At 36.7% G+C, this 26897-nt stretch carries 20 protein-coding genes and 11 pseudogenes; 16 read left to right on the forward strand and 15 right to left on the reverse strand.

Annotation, left to right across the window (positions count from 1 at the left end; all coding sequences use genetic code 11):
- Positions 1-64: 64 nt before the first annotated feature.
- From OWR28_RS00345 to OWR28_RS00375, 7 genes and pseudogenes are all read left to right on the forward strand, one after another.
- Positions 65-2057, forward strand: a pseudogene (locus OWR28_RS00345) (KUP/HAK/KT family potassium transporter).
- A gap of 92 nt (positions 2058-2149) precedes the next feature.
- Complete coding sequence (locus OWR28_RS00350; RefSeq protein WP_494168412.1) at positions 2150-2596, forward strand: Fur family transcriptional regulator; 447 nt, start codon at positions 2150-2152, stop codon at positions 2594-2596.
- Positions 2597-2599: 3 nt separating this feature from the next.
- A pseudogene (locus OWR28_RS00355) lies at positions 2600-4337 on the forward strand (OstA-like protein).
- 5 nt (positions 4338-4342) lie between these two features.
- Positions 4343-4933: a hypothetical protein gene (locus OWR28_RS00360; protein WP_332385018.1), complete on the forward strand. Its 591-nt coding sequence runs from the start codon at positions 4343-4345 to the stop codon at positions 4931-4933.
- A gap of 28 nt (positions 4934-4961) precedes the next feature.
- Positions 4962-6137, forward strand: coding sequence for an aspartate aminotransferase family protein (locus tag OWR28_RS00365; RefSeq protein WP_332385019.1), 1176 nt, complete (start codon positions 4962-4964; stop codon positions 6135-6137).
- 188 nt (positions 6138-6325) lie between these two features.
- Positions 6326-6711 (forward strand): annotated as a pseudogene (locus OWR28_RS00370) (START-like domain-containing protein).
- Between the two features lie 78 nt (positions 6712-6789).
- Positions 6790-7604 (forward strand): annotated as a pseudogene (locus tag OWR28_RS00375) (aminotransferase class IV).
- An 86-nt stretch (positions 7605-7690) separates the two neighbouring features.
- Here OWR28_RS00375 and OWR28_RS00380 read toward each other — a convergent pair.
- Together OWR28_RS00380 and OWR28_RS00385 are read right to left on the reverse strand one after the other, a co-directional pair.
- Complete coding sequence (locus tag OWR28_RS00380) at positions 7691-8272, reverse strand: N-acetylmuramoyl-L-alanine amidase (RefSeq protein WP_332385020.1); 582 nt, start codon at positions 8270-8272, stop codon at positions 7691-7693.
- Positions 8273-8376: 104 nt separating this feature from the next.
- Positions 8377-8923 (reverse strand): annotated as a pseudogene (locus tag OWR28_RS00385) (YqgE/AlgH family protein).
- A 24-nt stretch (positions 8924-8947) separates the two neighbouring features.
- Between OWR28_RS00385 and pdxH the strand changes: the two are divergent.
- Positions 8948-9588, forward strand: a pseudogene (pdxH, locus tag OWR28_RS00390) (pyridoxamine 5'-phosphate oxidase).
- Between the two features lie 1147 nt (positions 9589-10735).
- Here the strand turns inward: pdxH and OWR28_RS00395 are convergent.
- Positions 10736-11025 (reverse strand): annotated as a pseudogene (locus tag OWR28_RS00395) (HU family DNA-binding protein).
- Between the two features lie 399 nt (positions 11026-11424).
- Here OWR28_RS00395 and panD point away from each other — a divergent pair.
- Both panD and OWR28_RS00405 read left to right on the forward strand, forming a co-directional pair.
- On the forward strand, positions 11425-11775 hold the full coding sequence (gene panD / locus OWR28_RS00400) for an aspartate 1-decarboxylase (RefSeq protein ID WP_002976902.1): 351 nt from the start codon (positions 11425-11427) through the stop codon (positions 11773-11775).
- Positions 11776-11778: 3 nt separating this feature from the next.
- Positions 11779-12805 (forward strand): annotated as a pseudogene (locus tag OWR28_RS00405) (lysylphosphatidylglycerol synthase transmembrane domain-containing protein).
- Between the two features lie 89 nt (positions 12806-12894).
- Here OWR28_RS00405 and OWR28_RS00410 read toward each other — a convergent pair.
- From OWR28_RS00410 to OWR28_RS00440, 7 genes and pseudogenes are all read right to left on the reverse strand, one after another.
- On the reverse strand, positions 12895-13335 hold the full coding sequence (locus tag OWR28_RS00410) for a GNAT family N-acetyltransferase (protein ID WP_332385022.1): 441 nt from the start codon (positions 13333-13335) through the stop codon (positions 12895-12897).
- A 684-nt stretch (positions 13336-14019) separates the two neighbouring features.
- Positions 14020-14190 (reverse strand): S4 domain-containing protein, encoded by a 171-nt coding sequence (locus OWR28_RS26700; RefSeq protein WP_494168413.1) that lies wholly within the window; start codon positions 14188-14190, stop codon positions 14020-14022.
- Positions 14191-14325: 135 nt separating this feature from the next.
- Positions 14326-15209, reverse strand: a pseudogene (tyrS, locus tag OWR28_RS00420) (tyrosine--tRNA ligase); the annotation flags it as partial.
- Between the two features lie 478 nt (positions 15210-15687).
- Complete coding sequence (locus OWR28_RS00425; RefSeq protein WP_332385025.1) at positions 15688-16278, reverse strand: NAD(P)H-dependent oxidoreductase; 591 nt, start codon at positions 16276-16278, stop codon at positions 15688-15690.
- A 76-nt stretch (positions 16279-16354) separates the two neighbouring features.
- Entirely contained in the window at positions 16355-17173 is an 819-nt protein-coding gene (locus tag OWR28_RS00430; RefSeq protein ID WP_332385026.1) for a helix-turn-helix domain-containing protein, read from the reverse strand.
- Between the two features lie 11 nt (positions 17174-17184).
- A pseudogene (locus tag OWR28_RS00435) lies at positions 17185-17678 on the reverse strand (GNAT family N-acetyltransferase).
- A 17-nt stretch (positions 17679-17695) separates the two neighbouring features.
- Entirely contained in the window at positions 17696-18274 is a 579-nt protein-coding gene (locus OWR28_RS00440) for a TetR/AcrR family transcriptional regulator (protein ID WP_332385028.1), read from the reverse strand.
- Between the two features lie 97 nt (positions 18275-18371).
- On the opposite strand from OWR28_RS00440, the gene OWR28_RS00445 reads away from it, so the two are divergent.
- The gene (locus OWR28_RS00445) at positions 18372-18506 is read left to right on the forward strand and encodes a hypothetical protein (RefSeq protein ID WP_332385029.1); all 135 of its coding nucleotides are present in this window, start codon (positions 18372-18374) and stop codon (positions 18504-18506) included.
- 25 nt (positions 18507-18531) lie between these two features.
- Positions 18532-18858 (forward strand): hypothetical protein, encoded by a 327-nt coding sequence (locus tag OWR28_RS00450; RefSeq protein ID WP_332385030.1) that lies wholly within the window; start codon positions 18532-18534, stop codon positions 18856-18858.
- 91 nt (positions 18859-18949) lie between these two features.
- On the opposite strand, the gene OWR28_RS00455 is transcribed toward OWR28_RS00450, so the two are convergent.
- Entirely contained in the window at positions 18950-21322 is a 2373-nt protein-coding gene (locus OWR28_RS00455) for an outer membrane beta-barrel family protein (RefSeq protein ID WP_332385031.1), read from the reverse strand.
- Between the two features lie 386 nt (positions 21323-21708).
- Positions 21709-22173 carry a hypothetical protein gene (locus OWR28_RS00460; protein WP_332385032.1) on the reverse strand — a complete coding sequence of 155 codons (465 nt, stop codon included), beginning with the start codon at positions 22171-22173 and terminating at the stop codon, positions 21709-21711.
- A gap of 202 nt (positions 22174-22375) precedes the next feature.
- Here OWR28_RS00460 and OWR28_RS00465 point away from each other — a divergent pair, with 202 nt between their 5' ends.
- From OWR28_RS00465 to OWR28_RS00480, 4 genes are all read left to right on the forward strand, one after another.
- Positions 22376-22924, forward strand: coding sequence for a TetR/AcrR family transcriptional regulator (locus OWR28_RS00465; RefSeq protein WP_332385033.1), 549 nt, complete (start codon positions 22376-22378; stop codon positions 22922-22924).
- 41 nt (positions 22925-22965) lie between these two features.
- Entirely contained in the window at positions 22966-23436 is a 471-nt protein-coding gene (locus OWR28_RS00470; RefSeq protein WP_332385034.1) for an MFS transporter, read from the forward strand.
- Between the two features lie 2 nt (positions 23437-23438).
- Entirely contained in the window at positions 23439-23735 is a 297-nt protein-coding gene (locus OWR28_RS00475) for a hypothetical protein (protein ID WP_332385035.1), read from the forward strand.
- A gap of 239 nt (positions 23736-23974) precedes the next feature.
- Positions 23975-24364 carry an MFS transporter gene (locus tag OWR28_RS00480; protein ID WP_332385036.1) on the forward strand — a complete coding sequence of 130 codons (390 nt, stop codon included), beginning with the start codon at positions 23975-23977 and terminating at the stop codon, positions 24362-24364.
- Positions 24365-24616: 252 nt separating this feature from the next.
- Here the strand turns inward: OWR28_RS00480 and OWR28_RS26705 are convergent.
- The 3 genes and pseudogenes from OWR28_RS26705 to OWR28_RS00500 form a co-directional block, all read right to left on the reverse strand.
- Positions 24617-25052, reverse strand: a pseudogene (locus tag OWR28_RS26705) (serine hydrolase domain-containing protein).
- A complete protein-coding gene (locus OWR28_RS00495) occupies positions 25049-25465 on the reverse strand; it encodes a serine hydrolase domain-containing protein (protein WP_332385039.1) in 417 nt (138 codons plus the stop codon). The pseudogene OWR28_RS26705 and the gene OWR28_RS00495 overlap by 4 nt, the downstream one beginning before the upstream one ends.
- Positions 25466-25566: 101 nt before the next feature.
- Positions 25567-26847 (reverse strand): serine hydrolase domain-containing protein, encoded by a 1281-nt coding sequence (locus tag OWR28_RS00500; RefSeq protein WP_332385040.1) that lies wholly within the window; start codon positions 26845-26847, stop codon positions 25567-25569.
- Positions 26848-26897: the final 50 nt, after the last annotated feature.

Below are 26897 nucleotides of genomic sequence, written 5' to 3' on the forward strand. Positions count from 1 at the left end.
AAGAAAAATTCTTGACGTCATAAAATTAGTATAAATTTGCGCCTTTAAAATAAATTAAGCTGATATGGCAGAAGTTATAGAAGATGGCTACCACTTCGACATAAAAAGACTTTCCTTTATTGGAGTTTTAGTGTCTCTGGGAATTGTTTTTGGAGATATTGGTACCTCTCCGCTTTACGTAATGAAAGCAATTGTGAACGCGAGATCCCAGGGGAGCAATATGCCTTTCAATGAATACATAGAAGGAGCTCTTTCATGTATTATCTGGACCCTTACCCTGCAGACCACAATCAAATATGTGATCATTGCTTTGAGAGCGGATAATAAAGGTGAAGGGGGTATTCTCGCTTTGTTTTCACTGGTAAGGAACCTTAAAAAGGATGGTTATACCTCATTGCAATTATTGGTGCTGCCGCACTTATTGCAGACGGAGTTATTACCCCATCACTGACGGTAATGTCAGCTATCGAAGGTCTTGAGATTTATAATCCCCACACTCCCGTTGTTCCTATCACTATCGGAATTCTGATTGCCATTTTTGTAGTACAGCAGTTCGGAACCAGCTTTATCGGAAAGTTTTTCGGTCCGGTGATGGTGGTTTGGTTCCTGGTATTAGGCGGTCTGGGAGTTATGCATTTGAGTGAAAATTTTGAGATTTTAAGATCTTTCAACCCTTACTATGCCTATAAGCTTATCGTGAACTCTCCGAGTGCAATTGTAATTCTTGGAGCTGTTTTCCTTTGTACAACCGGGGCGGAAGCATTGTATTCCGACTTGGGACACTGTGGTGCTAAAAATATCAGAGTGAGCTGGGCATTTGTTAAGATCATGCTTATTCTGAACTACCTGGGGCAGGGAGCGTGGCTGCTGACCAATTATAACAAACCTGGATTCTCTGTGGTAAACCCGTTCTTTGGAATCATGCAGGAATGGATGATTATCCCGGGAGTAATCTTAGCAACAGCCGCAGCAATTATTGCCAGCCAGGCATTGATTACAGGTTCTTTCACCATATTCTCAGAAGCAATGTCCCTTAACCTTTGGCCGAATCAGAAAATTGATTATCCTTCCGGAGTAAAAGGACAGATGTATATTCCGAGAATCAACTGGGGACTTCTTATCCTGTGTATCATTGTCGTCCTGCATTTCAAGGAATCAGGAAAAATGGAAGCGGCTTACGGACTTTCCATTACAGTAACAATGCTAATGACAACAGTTCTGCTGGTATTCTGGTTATTGAAGCACAGAGTGAGCAAGGTTTTAATCCTGTTTTTCGCATTGGTTTACATGGCTATTGAACTAGGTTTCTTCAGTGCCAACATCATCAAATTCATGGAAGGAGGATGGATTACCGTTGTATTGGCAGGCTCAATCGGAGTTTCTATGTATGCATGGTATAACGGACGACTGATCAAAACAAGATTTATCCAGTTTGTGAAAATAGAAAAATACGTGTCTATTCTTAAAGACATGAAACTGGATGAAACCATTCCGAAATATGCTACCAATCTGGCTTACCTGAGCAGAGCAAAAGAAATGATGAGGTGGAATCCAAAATTATTTATTCCATCATCAAAAAACAACCTAAAAGGGCAGATCATTATTTCATCCTGAGCATCGTGAACCAGGAAGATCCTTATACTTTCAGATATACCGTAGATGAAATTCTTCCGGGAACAGTATATAAAATCAACTTCCTTTTAGGATTTAAAGTAGACCGAAGAATCAACGATTATTTCAATATGGTCCTTAAAGATCTGATGGCAGACGGAACCATTCCTTCAAGAAGCAGCCATCCTTCTTTAAGAGCTCATGATATACCGCCGGATCTTAAATATGTGATCATAGATAACACCTATATCAACGATATACTTTTAACTGTTAAACAGAAGATTACGCTTAATATTTACAACTTTGTGAAGTACATAGGAAGTGATGACTTTAAAGCCTGGGGAGTATCTTCGCATAACGTTGAAGTGGAATCTGCACCTATCACAGAGCTTACAGTTTATGATAATAAGATCGAGCAATCAGGGTATTTCCGTCACAACTCTTAATCCTCTGGTATTTAAGTATACTATCTATTTAAATAAAATTCAATAAATTTGTAGATAATTTTTTTAATGGATACAGTACAAAAAGAAAAAATATAGCTTTGATCAAGGATGTTTTGAGAAACTACTTATTGGAAAAAGGGTTCAGAAACACTCCTGAAAGATATACGATATTGGAAGAGATTTATAATATGGATCATCACTTTAATGTTGATGATCTGTATCTTCTCATGATGCAGAAAAAATATCATGTTTCCAAAGCAACGATTTACAACACTATTGAAATTTTCCTTGATGCAGGCTTAATCCGTAAGCATCAGTTCGGAGAAAAGACATTGACCTCTTCATCTTATGAGAAGTCTTATTTTGACAAGCAGCATGACCACCTGGTGATCTACAAAAAAGACTCAGATAAAGAAATTGAAGAAATTATTGAATTCTGCGACCCAAGAATTCAAGGAATCAAAGAAGCCATTGAAGAAGCATTTGGCGTAAAAATTGATTCTCATTCGCTATATTTTTATGGCACTAAGAATGACTAATTAATGAGAATAGTACTTTTTCTGTTACTCTTTATTTCTACGCTAAACTTTGCGCAGGATAAAACCCCTGTGAAGAGAGATCCCTATTTGCAGGCTCCTTCACCCACTCAGCCTAAACAGGTGAGACCTGAAGATAAAGTAAAGATCATCCATGCGGACGAGATCAAGAAAAACCCTGAAAAATACGACGGGAATCAATATTTTACAGGTAATGTTCAGATTGAACACCAAGGCTCTATTCTTACGGCTGATGAAGTAGTTCTGTACAATGAAGAGAACTTCGTCAAAGCAATAGGCAATACAAGGCTTCAAAATACAGACGGATCTGTAATTACAGCAGGAGAAATGGAATATGATGCCAATACCCAGAAAGGTGTTGCCAGAAAAAATGTGGTCCTTACCGATCCCAAGCAAACCATCAAAACAGATATTCTGTATTACGACAGGCTGGCTAATCAGGCTTATTTTAATACAGGAGGAACGATCTCGGACGGACAGAATGTGACCTATGCCAAAGTAGGAACCTATTTTCTTAATACAAGGGTAGTAGACCTTACCGGAAATGTAAAAATAGAAACCCCTCAATATATCATAGACGGACCCAATATCAAGCAGAATCAGAATACAAAGATTGCTGATTTCATCGGTCCGACAACCATTACCAGCAAGACGAATCCAAGAAACAGGATCTACACTGAAAAAGGTACTTATAAAATGGATACCAAGGAGGCTTATTTAACGAAAAACTCCAGAATATTTTATAACGAGAAAATCCTTACCGGTGACGACATGTATTATAACCAGATTTCAGGATTTGGTAAAGCAACGGGAAATGTGACACTTGATGATCCTAAAGAAAAAGATATATAAAAGGGGGATACGGAGAGATTTTCGAGAAGAAAGACTCTGCAATGATGACGAAAAGTCCTTATGCTGTAAAAGTAATGGAAAAAGACTCCATCTATTTTGCTGCAGAAAAAATCATCTCTTACCAAAGACCAGATTCTCTTGATATCAAAGTTAAGAAAAGCTACCTGAGAGCCTTTAAAAAAGCCCGTATTTATAAATCCAATGCCCAGGGAAGAGCAGACTCTATCGCTTTCAATGAAACAGACGGAATTATGCACATGTATACCAACCCTATTCTTTGGAGTGGTGAAAAACAGGTGACCGGTGATAAAGTAGAAGCTTATTTTAATACCCAGACAGAAGATATTGATTCTTTAAAAGTTATCGGAAATGCTTTTGCCATCAGTAAAGTAGATTCCCTGAATCTGAAAGATGAGTTCAACCAGGTGAAAGGAAAATTCATGACGGTATACTATGAAAAGAATGCGATTAAAGAAGCAAGAGTAGTCGGAAACGCCCAATCTATCGTATATGTGGATGATACCGATCAGGAAACCAAAAAGCCGGAAAGGATAGGAATTACACTTTCTACCTGCGGAATTATCGGAGCATTATTTGAAGAAAGAGCTTTACAGATTATTTCATGCAGTATCGGAGCGGCTTCAGATACCTATCCGATGAGTATGATAGAACCTTCAAAAGAAAATTCCCGGACTTTAACTGGAATACCAGAGACAGGATCAGAAAATGGCAGGATATCCTTGTAGACAGCCCGAACAACGAAGAAATACAATATACTGCTGATAACGAGCTCTTCGATAAAGCTCAGAAAGCGATTGATGACGAAAAAGCTAAAGAAGAAGCTAAAAAGCCTAAGCGAACAAGAAAATAATAGTTATGAAAAAAATACTGTTGCTGTTATTATTTTTTCCATTGATGTTTTTTTCACAAGATTTACAACCGGATGAATTTGTATGGAGTAAAGAAAGAAAATTGCGGAAAGAAGATTATAAATTAATTACTCACAATGAGAATATCTCAATCAAATCAGCAATTAGTTTTTCATATCAGTTAAGGGGCTATAACGCATTAAGTAATAATTTTAACAGGAAGATTCTCAACAAATTTTCCAGTAATGCTTCATCACTAAACCCAAATGCCAGCAATATTCCTGCAATGATCGAGTATCAGCAAGTCAACTTTGATTTGGCTGAAGTGTATGCCCGAAGAATGCGTAAAGATCTTCTTATCCATAAAAATACTATTTGGAAGGGTTTTGCTTATGCCAATGAAATGTTTAACAGTCTGACAGCTGAATATGTAAAAGCTCAGGGTTTATTAGACAGTGAAACCAATTACGGGCTTAACGCTCAAAAACTTGAGGATTGGAAACAGAAAATTAAGACTGAACTTGATGAACTTTCTGATTTTGATTACAACAATACATCTAAAATAAAAATAAAAAAAGATTCTAAAGAAGATCACTGATTTAGACTTTCATAAAATATTTCTGGAAATGCAAAAAGATTTTTTTATATATCAGGCACAAACCACAAAATTTGCAGCAGGTTTTGAGGTGGAGAAAGCGGTAGGAAGCTATATTTATGGTACAGACGGAAAGAAATATCTTGACTTTGTGGCGGGAGTTTCTGCCAATACACTGGGGCATTCACATCCTAAAATTGTAGATGCCATTAAAGAGCAGACCGATAAGTACCTTCACGTCATGGTGTATGGTGAATATGCACAGGAAAAGCCCGTAGCATTATGCAGATTGCTTGCTGAAGCTACTCCTGATCCTTTGGAGGTAACGTACCTTGTAAACAGCGGAGCAGAAGCTATTGACGGAAGTTTGAAGCTGGCAAAAAGATATACAGGGAGAGAAGAAATCGTTTCCTTTAAAAACTCCTATCATGGAAATACCCATGGTGCTTTAAGTGTTTCAGGAAATGAAACCCATAAAAGAGAATTCCGCCCTTTGCTGCCAATGGTTTCTTTTATTGAATTTAATAACGTAGAAGATCTTGATAAAATCACAGAGAAAACCGCATGTGTAATCCTGGAAACAATCCAGGGAGCAGCAGGATTTCTGGTTCCTTCTCAGGATTATCTCATCAGATTAAAAAGAAGATGTGAAGAAGTAGGAGCGCTGTTGATTCTGGATGAAATACAACCCGGATTCGGAAGAACCGGAAAACTGTTCTCTTTCGAACACTTTGGAATTGTTCCGGATATTCTCGTAATGGGAAAAGGAATGGGAGGAGGAGTTCCTGTAGGCGCTTTTATGAGTTCCAGAGAAATTATGGAAACGCTTTCACATTCACCAAAGCTTGGGCATATTACTACCTTTGGTGGAAATCCTCTGATTGCAGCAGCAAGCTATGCAACATTAAAAGAAGTTCTGGATAGCGGGCTTATGAATGAAGTGGATGAAAAAGAAAAACTGTTCAGAGAACTTTTGGTTCATCCGAAAATCAAAAATATCAACGGTAAAGGTTTGATGCTGGCTGTCAATCTCGGAACTCCTGAATATACTCTGGAAGTAGCCAAAAAATGCATGGAAAGAGGACTTATTGTTTTCTGGCAGCTGTACAGAAATGAATACCTGAGAATCTCTCCGCCTCTTACATTATCTATGGATGAAATCAAAGAAGGATGCCAGATTATTCTTGACATACTGAATGAAAATTAAAGATAAAATCTCTCCGGAAAGGAGAGATTTTTTATGTTCTGCATGGCATTTTTTAAGGCTTGAAATCTGCCAAAATAAAGATGTAAAACCTCTGATAAATATCATGCTGATTCTATAAAAAAGTAATTGTTTTTTTGCGTAATAAAAAAATTAATTTATATATTGCGGGACGATAAAACAAAGATTATATGGCGAAACATAAAGTCCATTACGAATTTCCAATGCACTGTTTATCAGAGATTTTATACGAATATCTGGCGACTGCAGAGGGATTGTCTGAATGGTTTGCGGATGAGGTAACAGAGAAAGGCGATGATTTCTTTTTAGCTGGGGCGGAGGACCTGCTGAGAAGGCCACTTTGATCAGATATAAGCCTGAAGGTTTCGTGCGTTTCAGATGGGAAGAAGATGAAGGAACTAAAAACTTCTTTGAAATGACTATCGTGATAGATGATATTACAGAAGATCTGTCTCTTAATATTACAGACTTCTGTGAAGATGGTGATGAAGACGAAAACGCAATGTATTGGGAAAATCTTATTGAAAACCTCAGGATAAAATTAGGGGCAGCATAATGCTGGGCTCTATTAAATGATAAAACTGATGAACGATTTATCGTTCATTATTTTTTTGTAAATAAATCACATTAAAAATTGGAAAATCAATATTTTACATCAGACGAATTAAATCTAAAGAACAGGGCTTTTCTTTGGGGAGACTCAGTGAAGGTTTCTTTCTTTGTAAGAAATGGTGGATTGATCATGGACGAAGAATGCTATTTTTTCCTGATGGCTTCCATGAGAAAGATGAGAATGAATATTCCTTTGACTTACACGCTGGAGTTTTTCCAGACGCTATTTCAGAAAGATATTATTGAAGGTAAAGGAGTAGCTAACGGGATTATCAACTTCCAGGTGTTCAGAAATAATGACGGAGTGACTTTGGCGAAATCTTCTGTTTCCTATTTTTACGAGGTTACTGTGATGGCTGATGTGCTGGCAGTACATCAAAGACCTCTGGAGCTAGACCTGATCAAGGAAATTAATGTTAATAACAACCTTTTGAGTAATATCCGGACTCACTGTCCGGAAAACATTTACGGAGCAATTTATGCCCAGGAAAACGATCTTGACGACGTGATTCTTCTGAACCCAAACAAAAGAATTGCACGTACCACAGCCGGAAATCTTCTTTTTTAGAAGGTGATGTGATCAAAGTTCCAAAGCAGACCGAAGGATCGTACATTTCTCCTTTGATGGAAAATTTTGTTACTTTTTTGCATAAGAATAACCTTGCAGATATCCAGGAACACGAGATTATTGCATTTGAATCTCAGAAAGCTGAAGAAATTTTAATGATTTCTGACGAGAAAGGTATGTTTTCTGTAGGTAAAATAAGAAATAAAACTTTTGAAATCTCCCGTTTCTCAGAATTGGTAGAAAGCTGGAAGAAAAGTTTTAATCAGTAAAAATTGACAAACCCGGTAAACAACAAAGTTCCAGAAGTCCTTTACCGGGTTTTATTCTGAGTAAATCAGAAATTGTTTCTTTTTATTTAATATTCGTTGATGATCTCAACAAATTTCTGTGCGATTTCTTTTTGCCCCTTTTCACTGGTAATATAATTCCTGTTATCAGAATTATTGATAAAACCAAGCTCAACCAATACAGCAGGTGCCTTGGTTTCTCTTAATATGTGAAGATTGCGCTCTTCAATTTTGCGGGCATTGAATTTTTTGTAAATTTTTCCGGCCAGTTCCTTTGAAACATCAGAATTCTGAACATACACTTCAAATCCGTTGTCAGTTCTCTCTTGTTGAGGCGAGCTGTTAACGTGAAGGGAAATAACCATTTCAGGGTTCAGTTTATTGATCTGATCTGTTCTCTCGGCAAGAGTAGGGAAACTATCGGAATCTCTGGTCAGAATGACTTCGTACTTATCCTGGCTTTCATTGATCTTCTGGATTTCTTTAGCAACACTTAGCGAAATATTTTTTTCCAGGATTTCACCATAAGTAGCCCCAAAATCATTTCCGCCATGACCGGCATCAATGACAATGCATTTTTTGTTGATAGGGGTAAATGATAAAAAAGCTGTAGAAAATATTGATAAAGCAAGTAATGTAATACCTTTCATATCAGTGATTTTAGTTTTTCAAAGAACGGAAAAACTTCCTTTAAAATTGGTTAAAAGAATCTTAAAGTTTGTTAATTATCAGATTGATACAAAAATATACGGTTTTAGTTTAATGAAATGTCTTCAGGAGAATTGGCCCAGAGAAGGAATTCTCCTCCAAGATTCTGCATAATAGATTTCCAGAGTGTCTGATCGTTGGGAAGCGTATAGTCAAGGTTATAAACGTCAACTACCGTCCACATTTTCCTTTGAACTTCTGTGTCCAGCTGGTTAGGAGACCATCCGGAATACCCCGAAAATATTTTGATATGTTCAATATTCAGTTCGCTGCTTAAAACAGCATTGATGATACGCTCAATATCTTCTGTAAGATAGTATTCATCGGTAATATCAGTATAGATCTCAGTAACTCTTTTGCCTTTTACAATAAAAAACTTTATCGTTTTCTACAGGCCCTCCGTCATATACCTCAATTTTAAAGTCAAAAAAATCTTTGAATTTGCTACTCATCTGGCTGTTCTTTTTATTCAATATCAAACCAAATGCACCACTTTCATTGTGTTCAATAACCAATACTACCGATCTTGAAAAAATATCGCCGGAGATGTCAGGTGTCGAGATTAATATTTTACCTTTGTATGAGTGATTCATACTCAAATTTAATAAAAAATATCTATGGAAAACCTGCACGACAAAAGAAAAGTGTACGAGAAATCCCAACTTATTGAAAGTGAGATCAAACAAAATCCAATTGAACAGTTCAGGGACTGGTTTTGGAGGCCAATGAGAGCCCGGTGATCTCAGAAGCTAATGCTATGGCGGTTTCTACAGTGGAAGAAGATGGGTGTCCGAGAACAAGAATGGTTCTTCTGAAAGCATATACCCATGAAGGGTTTATTTTTTATACCAATTATAACAGCAGAAAAGGAAAAGCAATAGAAAACAATCATAAAGCATGCCTGCATTTTTTCTGGCCTCATCTGGAACGTCAGATCATTATCAAAGCAGATCTGGAGAAGGTAGCCGAAAATTTAAGTGATGGTTATTTTCATTCAAGACCGAAAGGAAGCCAGTTAGGAGCTGTTGTTTCCCCGCAGAGCCAGGTTATTCCCAACAGAGAGGTTCTGGAAGATAAATTAAAAGAGCTGGAAAAAGAATTCGAAAACACTGAAGTTCCACGGCCGGCCCACTGGGGCGGATATCTGGCAAGACCTTATGAAATTGAATTCTGGCAGGGAAGGCCCAACCGTCTTCATGACAGGATCATTTACCAGCTGGAAGATCTGGACTGGAAAATTTCAAGATTGGCTCCATAACAGAAATCAGAAGTTAGAAACTGGAAGTTCTATGAAAATAAGCGGGTTTTAACCCGCTTATTTTATAAACATGATGTAAGACTTTAGTCAAAACGTAATATTTTACAGGTTTTGATGTGGATAAGTGGAGATTATTGTCGTTTAAAGTTTTGGCTGAAGCCATTGGAATTAATGTTTATTTTAAAACGGGCTAAAGCCCGTTTCTATTGAATATTTTGTCTTTTTCAATATTATCTGTTAAACAATATGGTGAAATTCGTGAATGGATTATCAATAGAAGCGGGTTTTAACCCGCTTATTTTATAAACATAATGTAAGACTTTAGTCAAAACGTAATATTCTACAGGTTTTGATGTGGATAAGTGGAGATTGTTGTCGTTTTAAGTTTTGGCTGAAGCCATTGGAATTAATGTTTATTTTAAAACGGGCTAAAGCCCGTTTCTATTGAATATTTTGTCTTTTTCAATATTATCTGTTAAACAATATGGTGAAATTCGTGAATGGATTATCAATAGAAGCGGGTTTTAACCCGCTTATTTTATAAACATGATGTAAGACTTTAGTCAAAACGTAATATTCTACAGGTTTTGATGTGGATAAGTGGAGATTGTTGTCGTTTTAAGTTTGGCTGAAGCCATTGGAATTAATGTTTATTTTAAACGGGCTAAAGCCCGTTTCTATTGAATATTTTTGTCTTTTTCAATATTATCTGTTAAACAATATGATGAAATTCGTGAATGGATTATCAATAGAAGCGGGTTTTAACCCGCTTATTTTATAAACATGATGTAAGACTTTAGTCAAAACGTAATATTCTGCAGGTTTTGATGTGGATAAGTGGAGATTGTTGTCGTTTTAAGTTTTGGCTGAAGCCATTGGAATTAATGTTTATTTTAAAACGGGCTAAAGCCCGTTTCTATTTTGTCTTTTTCAATATTATCTGTTAAACAATATGGTGAAATTCGTGAATGAATTATCAATAGAAGCGGGCTAAAGCCCGCTTATTATTGTACGTAGTGGGGAGGCTTTAGCCAAAACTTAATAATCTTAAACGCTTAAAAAAGCTTAACGGTTTAAATTCCTGATTTATAGAAATAAAAAAGGCTGTTTCCTAGAAACAGCCCTGAATTTTTTGTAATCTGAATGATTATTTTTTCTTAGCACCTGAAACTGCATTTGATAAATCAGCTCCAGCCTTGAATTTAGCAACTTTTTTAGCAGCGATCTTGATCGGTTTTTTAGTTGCAGGGTTAATACCTTGTCTTGCTGCTCTCTCAGCTACTGAGAAAGTACCGAAACCTACTAAAGAAACTTTTCCGTCTTTTTCTTTAATGTTGTAGTTACGTTACCAATGAAAGATTCTAAAGCAGCTTTAGTTGCAACTTTAGTGATACCTGCATCTTTTGCGATTGCGTCGATTAATTCAGACTTGTTCATAATTTTTAATATTAAAGTTAGTTCGTAATTATAGCAAATATAGTACTATTTTCTAATTGTGCAATTTTTTTATTAAAACTTGTGTAATTTTTTTACGTTTAAGTAAAATCAGTTAAAATATGATAATTCCACTTTTCACAGAAAATCTACGTTACGGGTTACTAAAATCATGCCAAATGCTTATGTTTATTGACTTTAGCAAAAAGTTAATATTATTTCCTTTATTTATTAAATCCTAAATTGGGTGTAAACAATTAATTTTTTTGACCATATGATTATTAAATTTACAAGCAATTTTCATATTTCTTATATTTTGTAAAATTAAACCCCTGTGTTTGTGGGAGTTTTTAAATGATAGTAAAGACATGTTTTATTAATTTTTATTAATAAATTTGCAACATGTTAATAGAAGTTTTCAAGTCTAAGATTCATAGGGTGAGAGTAACTGCCTCTGACCTTAATTATATAGGGAGTATAACGATAGATGAAGATCTTATAGAAGCTGCCGGCCTGGTAGTGGGAGAAAGGGTCTATATCGTGAATGTAAACAACGGAGAACGTTTTGATACTTACGTTATCAAAGGGAAAAGAAAGTCGGGGGAAGTATGTCTGAACGGGCCTGCTGCAAGAAAAGTACAGAAAGATGATATCATTATTATCATTGCTTATGCACAGATGACCCCGGAAGAAGCAAAAGACTTCCAGCCGAAAATTGTTTTCCCGGATGAAAAAACAAACCTTCTTACGTAATACATGGAGAAAACATCAAAAAGTCCGGTAAAATCAATATTTACAATAGTAATATCGCTTGCTTTTGCAGGCTTTTTTATGGCTCGCCTTAAGAGGGCTGGATTTTAAAGTTATTCAGAAATCACTGGCAAAAGCCAATTACCTTTGGGTACTGTTTGCTTCCGTATTTGGACTTCTTGCTTATTGGTTTAGGGCTATTCGCTGGAACCTTATGCTGGAGCCTATGGGACATCGCATATCGAATTCCAATGCGCTTTGGTCCATATCATTCGGTTATCTGATGAATCTTACCATTCCGAGAAGCGGGGAAGTAGCTAGAGCTACAGCTTTATATGGTGTGGAAAAAGTGCCTGTAGATAAATCTTTCGGAACTATTATTCTGGAAAGGGTGGTAGATCTTGTTTGTATGCTGGGATTTTTAGGACTGACTTTATTGTTTAAATATGATGCAATCCTGTCATTCTATAAAAATTCAGGAATAACAATGAATCCTAACAAAATAATACTGGTTCTGTCAATTCTGATTGTAGGAACAGTTTTGTTTTTTGTATTTAAAAAGAAACTTTCAGGAATCCCGTTTTTAGGAAAAGTTGTCAGCTTTATTGATGGGATTTTTCAGGGATTAACTTCTATTTTTAAGCTAAAAGAAAAAGGAAAATTTATCCTTTATACATTGGGAATCTGGATTTGCTACTATCTGGCGGCTTATCTTGTCTGTTTTGCCCTTCCTGAAACCTCCGGATTTACCTTTGCGGACGGCTTCTTTATCATTGTAGTGGGAACATTGGGAATGATTATCCCTGCAAGCGGAGGAATCGGTGCTTATAATCTTGCAATGAAATACGGTTTCATGGCACTTTTTATTTCAGTGGGTAAAAGCGCTGACTTCGGAGGTGAAATGGGGCTTACTTATTCCTTTATTTCTTTGCCGCTGCAGATTGTTATTATGCTGGTAATGGGTTTGATTTCAATTCCTATGCTGGCAAAAGCAAGAAATACGGCTGTTGCAGATAAAAGCTTTGAAAATTAAGTTCAACATAGCTGTTTACATTATACAAGGTCCAATTTTTTGATTGGACTTTTTTATGCTCATTTTGATCAAAATCTAAACACTTCAATTTACTGCCTTTCAGTTTCCATAAAATAAGAATGCTCATCTTCTCCTACGATTTTAAATCCCAGACTTGTATAGAGATGCTGAGCCTTATTGGTTTTTAGGACGCTTAATGATACTGTTTTTCCTGCTAATGAGGCTTCCGACAGAATATCCGACAGAATCTTTTTTCCAAGTCCTTTACCCTGTTGGCCGGGATCAATCTGAAGTTGAAGAACCTCAATATTGGTAAAGGTTCTGCTTACTTTTAACAGCCCGATGGGTTGGTTGTCTAAAAGAATAATATGGGCTTTATCAAACTCATGAAGAACTCTTTGAAGGGTTGTTTCCCTGTCCGTAGAAAGCCCGGAAGCTTCATAATGAGGATTCATGGTTTTCATTCTGAGATTGAGAAGAAAATCAATATCAGCTTCATCGGCTTTTTTGTAATGCAGGTCTGGACTCATAGTCAAAGATTAGTGTTTCTATTTTAATGCAAGATATTGAAATAAGTTGAAGGAGGGAACAGTAATGTAAGGGCAAGGGTTGGGAGCTGGGAGAAGGAAGCTGGAAGTTACTATTGTGCTGTAGTGAACTCCTGCATTTTTTAATTTAACTTTTGTTTTAAAAAAGATGCAACCAAAAACTTCAGATGTTTCACGTCTGATAAAAACTTCCCTCTCCCAGCTTCCCTCTTCCGGCTTTATATCAGCTCAAAAAGCAAGATATTGAAATATGAAAAGGAGGGAACAGTAATGTAAGGGCAAGGGTTGGGAGCTGGGAGAAGGAAGCTGGAAGTTACTATTGTGCTGTAGTGAACTCCTGCATTTTTTAATTTAACTTTTGTTTTAAAAAAATGCAATCAAAAAACTTCAGATGTTTCACGTCTGATAAAAACTTCCCTCTGCCAGCTTCCCTCTTCCGGCTTTATATGCTCAAAAAGCAAGATATTGAAATAATTTGAAGGAGGGAATAGTAATGTAAGGGCAAGGATTGGGAGCTGGGAGAAGGAAGCTGGAAGTTATTGTGCTGTATTGAACTCCTGCATTTTTTAATTTAACTTTTGTTTTAAAAAATGCAATCAAAAAACTTCAGATGTTTCACGTCTGATAAAAACTTCCCTCTGCCAGCTTCCCTCTTCCGGCTTTATATCAGCTCAAAAAGCCTCTTTTTCCGATTTTTATTTTTGTTCCGGGTATCAGCCCCAATTCGTTATTGGAGTCTGTTATTTTATTGTTATTGATCTGAACTCCTCCGTTTTCAATTAATCTCCGTATAGCAGATTTGCTGAGGTCATTTTTAAGCTGATGACAAAGTTCCACAACAGAAATTTTGTTTTCAATACCCAAAGAGCTGATAGGGATGGGTTCATATTCTTTCTCTTCAAAATTTTTATTCTGAAACTGGTTGATAAAGAACTGTTCCGCCTGGTCTGCTGCCGTTTTATTATGATATTGTGCAATGATGTTTTTTGCAATGATCTTTTTGATATTCATAGGATTTTCACCCTCTGTCATTCTGAACAGGAGGTCTGCTTTTTCTTGCGGGGAAAAATCGGTGGTCAGGCTGATAAATTCTTCAATCAAAGCATCCGGAATAGACATGGTTTTTCCAAACATTTCATTGGGTTCATCTGTAAGCCCGATAATATTGTTCAGGGACTTGCTCATTTTTCTTTTCCGTCAAGCCCTCTCAGCAATGGCATGCACATCACAATCTGAGCAGGCATCTGGTGGACTTCCTGAAGCTGTCTTCCCATTGTACAGTTAAAAAGCTGGTCCGTGCCGCCCATTTCAATGTCACACTCAATTTTTACGGAATCGTAGCCCTGAAGAATAGGGTACACCAGTTCATGTATGGCAATAGGAGTATTTTCAGTAAACCTTTTATTAAAATCATTACGGTGCATCAGCTGAGCTACGGTAACCTTTGAAAGCAGCTGGATCACATCTGAAAAATCAAGTATATCCAGCCAGTCGGAATTAAAAACAATCTTTGTTTTCTTTACATCAATAACCTTGGAAAGCTGACTGATATAAGTCTGTGCATTATGCCGCACATCGTCAGGGCCTAAAGGTTTTCTTGCTTTATTTTTTCCGGTGGGATCGCCAATTCTTGCTGTAAAGCTTCCAACGACTATAATAATCTGATGCCCCAGATCCTGAAACTGCTTCAGTTTTTTCAATACGACTGCATGCCCCAGATGAAGATCCGGAGCGGTAGGATCAAATCCCAGCTTGACAGAAAGTTTTCTGTTTTCTTTTTTTGCCTGATTAAGCTTTTCTTCGAGGCCGTTTTCCGGAAGGATGATGGCCACATTTTCTTGTAATGGATGAATCATGTTGAATAGTTTTAAAATGAAAAGCCCGGACAGGTACTGTCCGGGCTCTATATATACGTTAGATTATTTTATTGGATTACAGATATAGAAAGTCTTCCCGAACGATAGTCCGGATGTAATATTCACTGAAGAACGGAAGACGTAATATACTGTTCAGATGTTTCATTATGATGCAAATATACAGGATTTACCTGTGAAGCCAATATTTAAACCATTAAGACGCATTGCAGGGTTATAACAAGATTTGTTTTAAAAGAAAAACTTAACCATCCATCAATCTTAATGGCTTAAAATAATGGTTCAAAACAATTTTACTTGCGGTTTCTGAAGCTAATTTCATGCCATAAATCCCTTTAAAGCAAAATAGAAGATCAGAATGTAAAAACTGTATTTTATTATTTTCTTCATTAGTTTGTATGAAGTTAATAAAGCTGGGTTTATGCTATGTTTTTCGTTATCTGTTTTCATGAAAAGAATTTTAATAATGAAGCAGCTGTTTTGAATATAAATTTTTAATCTGCTCTTTCCAGATTTCAAGGTCTTCAGAACTTGCCCTGTCTGCCTTGTCAAAAAATAAATGTCTGGTGATTTCCAGTCCGGAATAGATGAAAATGCCATGATCAGAAGTCAGCGTAAGTGCTTTATCCATTCCTGATCTTTCATATTCTTCATATGATTTCCCATGGGTATTGATAATCATTGTTGATTTCCCTTTCAGAAGCCCTTTCTGTACCCCCTGTTCATAACGGTAGGCAAAACCATAACTGAACACACGGTCTATATAGCCTTTCATCATAGCGGGAAGCCCTGTCCACCAGATGGGATAAATAAAAGTTATCTGTTCTGCCCACGTAATATGATCCTGTTCCTTTTTTACATCATCCGATACTTTCCCTATACGTTGTCCCTGCATATCAGCCAAAGAAAGGAGAGGGTCAAAACCTATTTTATAAAGATCTCTCACGATGATCTCATGATGATGGGATTGGAGGGTTTCAATTACTGTGTTTAAAAGATGGTGATTTAAACTGTTTTCATTGGGGTGTGCGTAAATGATTAAATGTCTCATTGTTGTTGATGATTTAGATTAATGAGACAAAGGTAGAGGCGTGAGCTTTTCAAAAATTGTAAGAAAACGAAACGGTCTATCCGGACTTTGGATTGCAGATATCCTGCTGGAATTTCAGATACTGTGCCGGTGAAATGTTGATAAAATGTCTGAAATCATGGATGAGCTGGCTCTGATCATAATAACCGCATTCATCAATGATGGTAAACCATTGGACCTTATTCTGTTTTCCGGTTTCCTGCTCAATAATTTTGATTGCTTTTAAAAAACGGTTATACCGGTTAATTTCCTTTAAGGAATATCCAAACTGTTCCTTCTGTTTTCGCTGGATGTTTCTCTCCGTTTGCCGGGTTTGTTCTGCAATCACTTTTATTGGGTTTAAAAGATCATTTTCAAAACTGCTTAGCAGCTTGCCGGTAATGTCCTGATATTGAAGATAAGGCTTGCAGAATTCAAGAATATGATCCACCTGTGCTGTGGCGGAATGTAATTCTGCCAGCTGATGCCACAGTTCTGTAAAACAATTTTCTTCCAGCAATTCGTCAGGATGTCTTACGGATTGCTCAATAGATGCTTTCCCGAAAAACCTGTAGAATGCATCATCTTTAAAATTGGCCACTAAAATGGAGCAGCCGGCAGGAAGTGTATAATCAAAGGCTTGCCTCACAGGACCGAATACCATACATTTATCAACATGTATGTTTGTCTTTTCCAGGGTAGACATGGTGGCGCTTTCTCCAAAACAGAATAATAGGATCGTCTGGTAGGTGGGTAAAAGTGTTTTGGTGACCGGTCTTTCAGCTGTGTTTTCAGCAAAATAAAAATGCGTGAATATATTTTCAAATTCCTCTGGAACTGAAATTCTGAACTCATTATATTCCGGTGGTAATTCCATTATTCAGAAAATTAAAGGAAACTTTTTATCATTTTATAATTGGTCAAATTTACTCCTTTAATATTGACTTCTTGTTCCTGAACCATCTGAAAACCAATTTTCTCAAAAAATGGTCTGGCAGTTTTGCTTACATCCGCTGTCAGTTGTTTTTCATGCTGCCGGAATGCTTCTTTTTCAATCTCCTGATAAAGAATTGATGCAATACTTTTTGCTGCTCATCTTTGTGAACAAAAAGAAGATCGATATAATTTCCCTGATCAAGAGTACAAAAACCAACGATCTTATTTTCGTTGAGAGCAATTACAACATACTGATCTCTGATCACTTTCGTCCATCTTTCTTCATTTTCAGCTCCGGATTTCCATGCTTCGAGCTGTTGAGGTGTATAATCTTTTCTGCACACTGCATCTATAGTGGTTGCAAAAAGCTGCAACATTTCCGGAAGATCTGCTTCACTGCCTTTTCGGATGGTCATACTGTGGCTATCGGATATATTGCTGTTCATAAAGCTTTTGCTGTTCTTTATTGAGAAGTGGATAAAAGATTCATCTGAAGAAGCGTATAATGCTGTATAGCTTCTTCAGGACTCAGCTTCAGGATAAGCCTGTTATGGGTAAGCCAGTTATCTGCAATGATAAAAATTTGTTCAGTAAGGCAGTCTACAATAAAGAGGGGAACATCTTTCTGAAAAATACGGCTCCTCTGGAGATCTGAAAAAATCAGTTGAAACTCTTCTTTTCTGCTGAAATTAATGCCCTCATACCTGGATTCTATTTCAGGAATCTGATTCAGTATATCTATAAAGTTGATGAATATAAAGCGGTAGGAATAAAAGATTTCACAAGTGGAAAAGGTAAACTGATAAAGGTCTTCCAGGGTTTTATGTTCCTTTTCTTTCATATGGTTCAGGAGCTCATCCATTTTCAAAGTTAGCTCTGAGAAAAGAATTTTAATAATGTCTTCCGAATGCCTGAAATGATAATGCAGATTTCCCGCACTGATATTGAGCTCAGCCGCGATATGCCTGGTAGTAATATTATTATACCCCTTGTCATTAAATAACTCCAGTGCTTTAGACAGAATCTTATCCTTGGTCTTCATAGTTCAAAGATAAGAATATACAGATTGAAATAAATCATATTTTTAAATTAGAACATTTGTTCTAATTTTATATATTTGCATTATAAATCTTGTCATAATGGAAGGAAAGCAGAAATTCGATTACGAATCAGCAGAAAGGACCGAAACAGAAAAGAAAACGGATCCGCAGGAAGTGATATCAAAAATCCTGCAGGTCATCCTTGGAGTTATCATGGCAGTACTTCATATGTAATGAAAAAAGAATTTCATATTGGTTTTTGCTGGGGCTTGCAGCATGGGGCTTGATTGTTCTTATGAGGCATACCGGAATTTACATTCCTGTTATCAATAATTATTTTACAGACTGTATTACTGTTCCCATGTATTGTTATCTGATAGAATATCTGATGAATAATGTTTTAGGTTATCATTGGAAACCTGACCTTAAATTTGTACTGACTTCGGTACTTTATCTCTCATTTTTATTTGAAATACTTTGTCCGGGCTTATCCGGAAATTTTACAGGTGATTTGTTTGATGCACTGGCTTATAGCGCCGGTGGAACAATATATTATTTTATAAAGGTCAAGCCTTTGGAAACATAGTGAAATAAAGCCGGCAGCTTCATATCGTAAGGAAGCTGCCGGCGGTGCTATAGTTTTTATCCTGATTTGTAATAATTGATGAAGATGAAATTTAATTACTGCCGCCCGCCCGGTTTGATTCCTCAAATTTCACCTGCTTGGTAGCTCCTTTAACATTATTGTTTCCAAACTTATAGGTAAGAGAAAGGTGGACATTCCGGGTAATTCCTTTGTACTGAAAATCAATATTATAAGCAGGATAATACTCAATTCCTTTTTCACGGTTGGTATTCAGAATATCGTTAAGATACAGATTAACCAGCAGCTTTTTTTCCATAAATGCCAGTTTCATACCCGTATACAGTGAAGAACTGTTGTAATAATATGAATTTCCAACCCTGTTAGGAAGACTGCCCCAAAGCCCCAGCATAAAAGTGACTGTTTTTTCTTTGTTGAGGAAGAAACTGTTATCGATATTAAGATTGGCACTGTATCCTGCAGGAGCAGTCAGTATCAAAGGATCATATGATTTTGATTTCGTATAATATCCGTTTACAAATACTGTAGATTCCAGCCATTTCAGCTTGTTGTAGTTATAGCTGATATTAATGCCTGCCTGATCTTCATTGTAAAAATTTTTAGCGACTGTGTATCTGTAATCACCATCTACCATTTGTACTCTGTCCCAGCTATCCTTATTGTAATTGTAATATAAAGTGATATTGAGATTATTGTTCAGAACATATCCAAATTCGAAATTATCTGAAAACGTAGGTAAAAGGTAAGGATTACCGGTGCTGTATTCGTACTCGGAAGTGTAATATCTGAAAGGATTCAGGTTACCGAAATAAGGACGTGAAATTCTTCGTGAATAGTTAAGAGAAAATGAATGATTCTCATTAGGCTTATAACTGATATAAGCAGTAGGGAAAAATTTTCCGTAATTGATCTTTGCTGAGGTGTCATCATTCATGGAAATCCCTTCCAATGTGGTGTACTCATAGCGGAGACCGGCTTTTGCATCCCATTTTTCACTGATTTTAAAGTTGGTAGAAAAGTAAACCGCATAATTTTCTTCATTATAAAAGAACGTGTTGGTTCTGCCCGGGTTCAGGTCATACTGTCCGTTGTTGATATTGAAAAAATTAAATTCAGAATCATTTTTAATCTTAGTATACTTTATACCGGATTCTGTTTTGATTTTGGCGAATGTTTTTTCAAGGTCAGCCTGCCCGGAATAAATGCGGTATTTGCTGATGGGATTGGCTATGGTAGAAATCGTTTCCGTAGTAATGGTATTGGAGAAATTTCTGGCATTGGAATTATTAAGCATCAGATTGGCGGTAATATTCAGCTTGCCTCCTGCACTGTCAAGCTTTGTTTCATAAAATGCCGTAGCGTTGTGAACATCCCTGCTGTTCCGGTTCCTGAAGTTGGAAAGAATATTCAGAAATCCTTCATCATTGGACCTTACAGCCTGGCTTTCTCCTTTTTCCAGAGGATTACTGTGTGAATAATTGTAATTGATTCCGATAAGATTTTTATCATTGATCTTGTATTCAGCCTTTGCATTACCACCTTTATACCTGTAGTTATTGAGATTCTGAGTATCCCGGTTCCAGTAATCATTATTGTTGTTGGCGGAAAGGTAATTATAGGTAGTGTAGTACCAGTAATTATCTCCCACGGAAAGATTGGTGCTCAGAGATAACTTTTCTCCCTGATAATTGAATGTAGCCCCACTTCTTGCTGATACTGTAGGTCTGCCCCAGAAATAGTTACCTGAAGTCTGAACAGATCCGTTCCAGCCCAGGTTGGCGTTCTTTTTGAGAATAATGTTGATCAGTCCGCTTTTTCCTTCTGCATCATACTTTGCAGGTGGAGTGGTGATGACTTCAATTTTAAGAATATCATCGGAGCGTAATGTTTTCAGGTAGTTAATCAGTTCCTGGCCATTAAGATTCAGCAGTCTGTCATTGATCATCACTGCCACATTACTTTTTCCGGCAATGCTTATAGCGTCATCACTGGTTTTTACCATCGGTGTTTTCGCGAGCGCTTCTATCGCATCAATTCCCTGAGAGGCAACAGAGTTTTCAACATTGAAAACCAGGCGGTCTACTTTTCTTTCGAATAATTTCTTCTTTGCAGTAACGGTCACCCCTTCTATTTTCTGTTCGGTGACAGGTGCTTCTTTAATTTGCAGATCTTTTCTGTGTGTTCCCTTTACCGTAATTTTTTCACTATTGGTTTTTACCCCGTCTTTTATGATCTCAAATAAATATTCTCCGTCTTCTTTCAATGGAATTTTAAACATCCCTTTATCGTCTGTGATGGCTGAAAACTTCACATCATTTTTGGTAATCAGGACTTCGGTTTCCAATGCCGGTTTATTGTCTTTGTCTGTAATAATCCCTTCAACACTCTGCGCAAAAAGAAAAGACGAAGAAATAAGACTTAAAAGAATGGTAATCTTCCGATTCATATTTTTAGTTTATATCAAAGACAATTGTTTTGTCTTTGATATTACATCGTATGGTGAAGAATCTTTTTTAATGCTGATAAATATTGAGGTTTTATTTTTTGGGAATATATCCGTTCAGGACATGCTTTTACTGATGAGAGACAGAAGCTGTCAAACACTGTTTTGAGTGGGAAATAATGTTCTTATAAAAGTCCTGAATTGCAGAAAGAGGTCTGAAAAGCCTCTATTTTATTGTTGTTCCAGCTTGATAATAGGGCCTTTGTAAAACCGGGTCAGATCATATAAATCTGTAAAATGCTGCTGGAGATCCGGAATGACCTTACCGTCAAATTCCTTCACATTGCACTGGTCCTCCGCGAGTACGTATAAAGACTGATTATCCGGTTTCAGATACTCACAGAGGATATTTTCCTGATGCTGTTCTTTATTGAGAATTTCCGTGAGAAAATTCCATAGATCAGAAACTGGTTGAAATTGCCGGAATCCACGATATAATTCATGTCCTGTTTCAGGAGTTTTTCATAGTCAGAAAGGATCTTAAGAAAATTTTCGGCATGAACGGTTGTCGGAATTTCATAAAAAAGATCAATACCATTGATAAAAAGCTGTGTTTTGGCCTCTTCGTGATCTGAAGAATATACTTTGGTAAACCACTGGAAAATAAGTAAGAGTTCCTCCCGGGTGAGCTCTTCCACAGAATCTTTTACTTTGTTTTTAATATTTTCAAGGGTGTGTACTGCATCAGCTGGAAGGTGTTTCAGAATATTCTCTTCTTCACGACTGAGCTTATTGTACAAATTAATTTTGGCAATAGTTGGATTGGTTTTGATGAAATAAAGTTCTTCCGCCATAGTTATTTACCAAATAGTCTTTTATAATGGTTATTAAAGATACAAAATATGCTTCAACTTTATTAAAAAAAATAATATGCACTGAATGGTACAGTTATTTTTACTGTTTCAGAAGTGTAATCAATTTTATCTGTGTTAAAAATAGATAGACTTATCTATTTTTGTTTAGATTTGTAAAAATTTATCGATGAAAAAGGAAAAAGTGCGAGACAGAATTATCAGGGTTGCCTCAGATCTGTTTTATAAGCAAGGGTTTAATTCTACAGGAATCAATCAGATTATTGCAGAGGCTGATATCGCTATAGGTTCACTTTACAACCACTTTTCATCTAAGAACGATCTTCTGCAGGCTTATCTGATCAAACAGGAATCGGATTGGTTTGAAGGGTTTGAAAACAGTACATCCAACATCTCAGACCCCAAAGAAAAACTTTTAAACCTGATTGATTACAGGAAAAAATTGCAGCAGACTTCAAAGTTTGCCGGATGTCATTTTATTAAAATTGTCTCTGAAATAGGAGAGGGCAATCCTTCCGTATCCGGTTTTGCCCAACGGCATAAAGAAAAGCAAAAGGATTTGATCACAGCCCTTGTAAAAGAATACGGAATGCAAAGACAGGTTTCTGACCCGGATCTGTTAGCAGAGAATATTTTTTTGCTAATAGAAGGAGCAGTTGTTGCATCCACAATCAGGAGACAAAATGATTCCTTTGATCAGGTGAAAAAAATTGTTGAGGGATTACTACCTTAATTTTTTTTGATCTTAAAAAAAATAGATATATCTATATAAAAATGAAACGTAACTGTTTGAAATTATTGGTGATATTATCGGGTCAGTTATTGACGATTATGGATATTTTTATCATTAACGTATCTATTCCATCTATCCAAAGGGATCTGCGTGCCGGCAGCGGGGAAATTCAGTTTATGATTGCAGCTTACCTCATCGGATTTGCCTCTTTTCTGATTACCGGCGGCAGATTGGGTGATGTGTATGGCAGAAAGAAGGTCTATATGATCGGATTAGCAGCTTTTATGCTGAGTTCGGTGGCTTGCGGAATTTCCGTAGGGGCCGGCCAGCTGGTTGTTTCAAGGTTTATCCAGGGGGTAAGCGCTGCAATGATGGCCCCACAGGTACTTTCAATGATACAGGTACTGTTTTCTGATCATCAGGAACGCACAAAAGCAATGGGATGGTATGGGATTACAATCGGGGCAGGAACTATTCTGGGACAGTTCCTGGGCGGATATTTTCCTCATTAACAATGATGGAAGAACCCTGGCGGCTTATCTTTCTGATGAATATTCCGGTATGCCTGCCGGCCATTTTTCTTAGTCTGAAAGTATTAAACGAATCTAAAACACCAGTGAAACAATCCTTCAATATGAGTGGTGTTGTAATGCTTTCCGCCGGATTGTTCTGTGCTGCCTATGCATTAACAATATCTGAACATGAGGAGATTCATCTCAAAAATGCTTCATTGATGGTGGTCTCAGTACTTATTCTTTTTATTTTTATTAAAAACCAAAAGAAAGAATCAGAGATGAACGATCTTATCTGATTGATTTTGAATTGTTCCGGTATAAAAATTTCAATCTTGGAATCGTGGCAGTTTCCCTGTTTTTTATTATGCTGGATTCCTATTTTTATATTCTTTCACTTTTTTCAGGACGGATTAAAAATAAACCCTTTAAAAGCCGGTGAAATCATTGTATTTCAGGGGCTGGGTTTTATACTTGCCTCCGTTATTTCTGTAAGACTGATTTTACGATATGGAAAAAAGCCCTGGTTGCTGGACTGGTGTTTATTATTGTTATTCTTATTTTTCAGCTGTTCTTATTCAGTATGGAGGCGGGTTTTCCGCTTTTCTGTCTGTTATTGTTTCTGCATGGGTTGGGAGTAGGTTCCATTATTCCTTCGCTGGCCAATATTGCGTTATCCGGCATGTCTGAAAAACTGATAGGAAATGCGTCAGGGGTATATAATACCTTTCAGCAGATTGCTGCCATCATAGGAATTGTTGCTATTGGAAGCATATTTTATTATTTTCTCGGAGAAAAACCTGCAGTACAGCATTATCAGAGAGCTTTTTCGGTGACCTTACTGATCAATATTTTCTGTCTGATTCTGGTTATTGCTTCTGTGGTTAAAGTTCCCGATCATGTTCTTCCGGAAATACGTAAACAATAACATTGACTTATTTCTGTGGCATCTTTGCTGAAGTTTTGAACTCAATTAAAGCTGCCTTTGCAATATTCCTGGTAACTTCAGTCGGAGAATGGCAATCACAATTACTGAATCCTACCACATAAATGTCTTCACCGGGAATGTAAACTCCCATACTCTTAAATCCAAATATACTTCCACCATGTTCACGGTCAGGAATCCCGTTGATATCCTTCAGATGCCATCCATATCCATAGGTAAATTCCTCACCATTATTCAGTTTATATTTCTGAAATGCTTTTGAGTTTCCTTAGAATTCAGCAAAATATTCTGATTCAGAGCCTGTTGCCATTTCAGCATATCATCCACAGTAGACATCAGTGAGCCTGAAGAAAATGGAACACTGAAACTGATGGCTGTTTTATTTACAAATCCCTGCTCTTTTTTGTGATAGCCATATGCTCTTTGCCGGATAACTTTCCTGTCAGACGCATAGTAAGAGTGAGACATTCCTGCTTTATCAAAGATATTTTCTTGATAAATCTTCATAAGAAGCTCCTGAGACCAATTCGATGATATAACCCAGAACCACATACCCGGAATTGTTGTAATCAAATTTTTCTCCCGGTGCAAAATCCACAGGTTCCCTTTTAAAAAATTCACCATTTCTTCCGGCTTCATCTCTTTTTGGGCAATGGAAGAGAGACTTCATTTGGTAAAATCTTTTATTCCTGAAGTATGGGTCAGAAGATGATGAACCGTAATATGATCTCCGTCAGGATAATCTTTAATATACCTGGAGACAGGATCGCTGACATTAAGTTTGCCTTGCTGTTCAAGCATCAGAATTGCTATAGCTGTGAATTGTTTGGTCATAGATCCAATCTGAAAAACAAAATCAGGTGTCAGATTGACATTAAGTTCCAGGCTGGCTTTTCCAAATGCTTTCCTGTAGATATTTTTGCCGTTTTTAGTAATCATGAAAACGCCGCCGGGTTCGTCATGATTCCCGAATTCTGTCTGGATAATGCTGTCGATTTTCTTTTCAAATCCATTGATCTGGGCATCTGTTGTATTGAAAAGTAAAAACAAGGCAAGGCCGGTTATTAGTTTTTTAATATGCATATGGATGTATTTTGTTATGCAAAGATATGATATTTTTATATTACTATGTTATACAATATAGTTATTTATATTTATGCTTTGATGTCTAAAAAGAATATTAATTATTGTATTTTTCTGGTATTGAATTTAACACCTGTTGAAATAATCATTAAGTGGTATTGATTATTTTCTCCAATTAAAAACTGATAGCCGTCTTCAGATCCCGGGTTATCAAAAAAAGAGGTCGGGGATTCCGGGTAGATTTTTGTTTTCTCTCCGTCTTTATCAAGGATATACAGAAAATGATTTTCCAGGATGACTGTGAAAACCTGTGACAAATCAGCTTCAAGAGCAAATTTTCCGGTGTATTGTTTGAGAACTTCATCAGAAACTTCAATTGCTTTCCTGTTTATTTTTTGAGGAATACGATAGGGCTGGCCATTCAAAAGATTAATGATATCTTCAGTCACTTTCTGGAAAGGGATATCTGTGAAATTTGAAGTAAAAATAAAGGTGATTCCTGATTTTAAATCCTGATAGTAATAGGCTCTGTAACCCGGTCTTCCTCCTGCCTGGATCAATTGGCTGTCTTTTCCGAACATGGTAAGGACGAGGTCTTTTCTGAGATTCTTTCCGGAAATGAGCTGCTGACTAAAGCTGTATAAATCGTCAATCGTCGAAAAATAATTTCCGGTTTCAAACCGGTTGATGCTGCTATGGGAAACAGGAATAATTTTACCGTTTTCAGCTGAAAATCCATAAGCAAAATCAGACAATGATCGGGAAGAATTAAACTCACCTGTGTTTTTCAGCTGGTATTTTTTGATGATCTCTTCCTGGATAAAATGCCAGTATCCTTTATCAGACAATTGGTCAATAAGATAATGCAAGATAAAATATCCCACATTGGAATATAAGGTCTGGGTTCCGGGTTCGAACTGTAAAGACTCCTGCTTTGCCAGTTCTATAGTCTTTTCAAGGCTGAGGTGATCATATTTTTCGTAATCTTTAATTTCCCTTGGAAGGCCGGACTGATGAAATAACAGATTTTCAATAGAAATTTTTCCTCCGTTTGGAAAATCAGAAATGTATTGATTAAGGTGGTCTGACAGTTTAAGTTTTCCTTGCTCAACCAGTTTCAGTATCCCATATTTGACAAATATTTTTGAAACTGAAGCAATAATGAATTTACTGTTCTTATTGACCAGTAAAGCCTTGTCTTCACCAGAAATAGTATAGGTCTTGTCAAGAAGAACTTTATTGTCTTTGGCAATTTTTACATTTCCGTTAAAATTTTTCAGATCCGTGAGTGCTGTAAAGTAATGATCAAGCTCCTTGCTGTATTGCTGCGCAGAAAGTTTTACTGAAAATATAAGAATGAAGAAAAAGTTTAAAAGCTTCATAACCTGTTATTTGTGATATTTGCAAATATACATTTTAATCGCTGATATTT

Origin of the sequence: Chryseobacterium sp. 1B4, assembly GCF_036631475.1 — a bacterium.
Classification (GTDB): Bacteria; Bacteroidota; Bacteroidia; order Flavobacteriales; family Weeksellaceae; genus Chryseobacterium.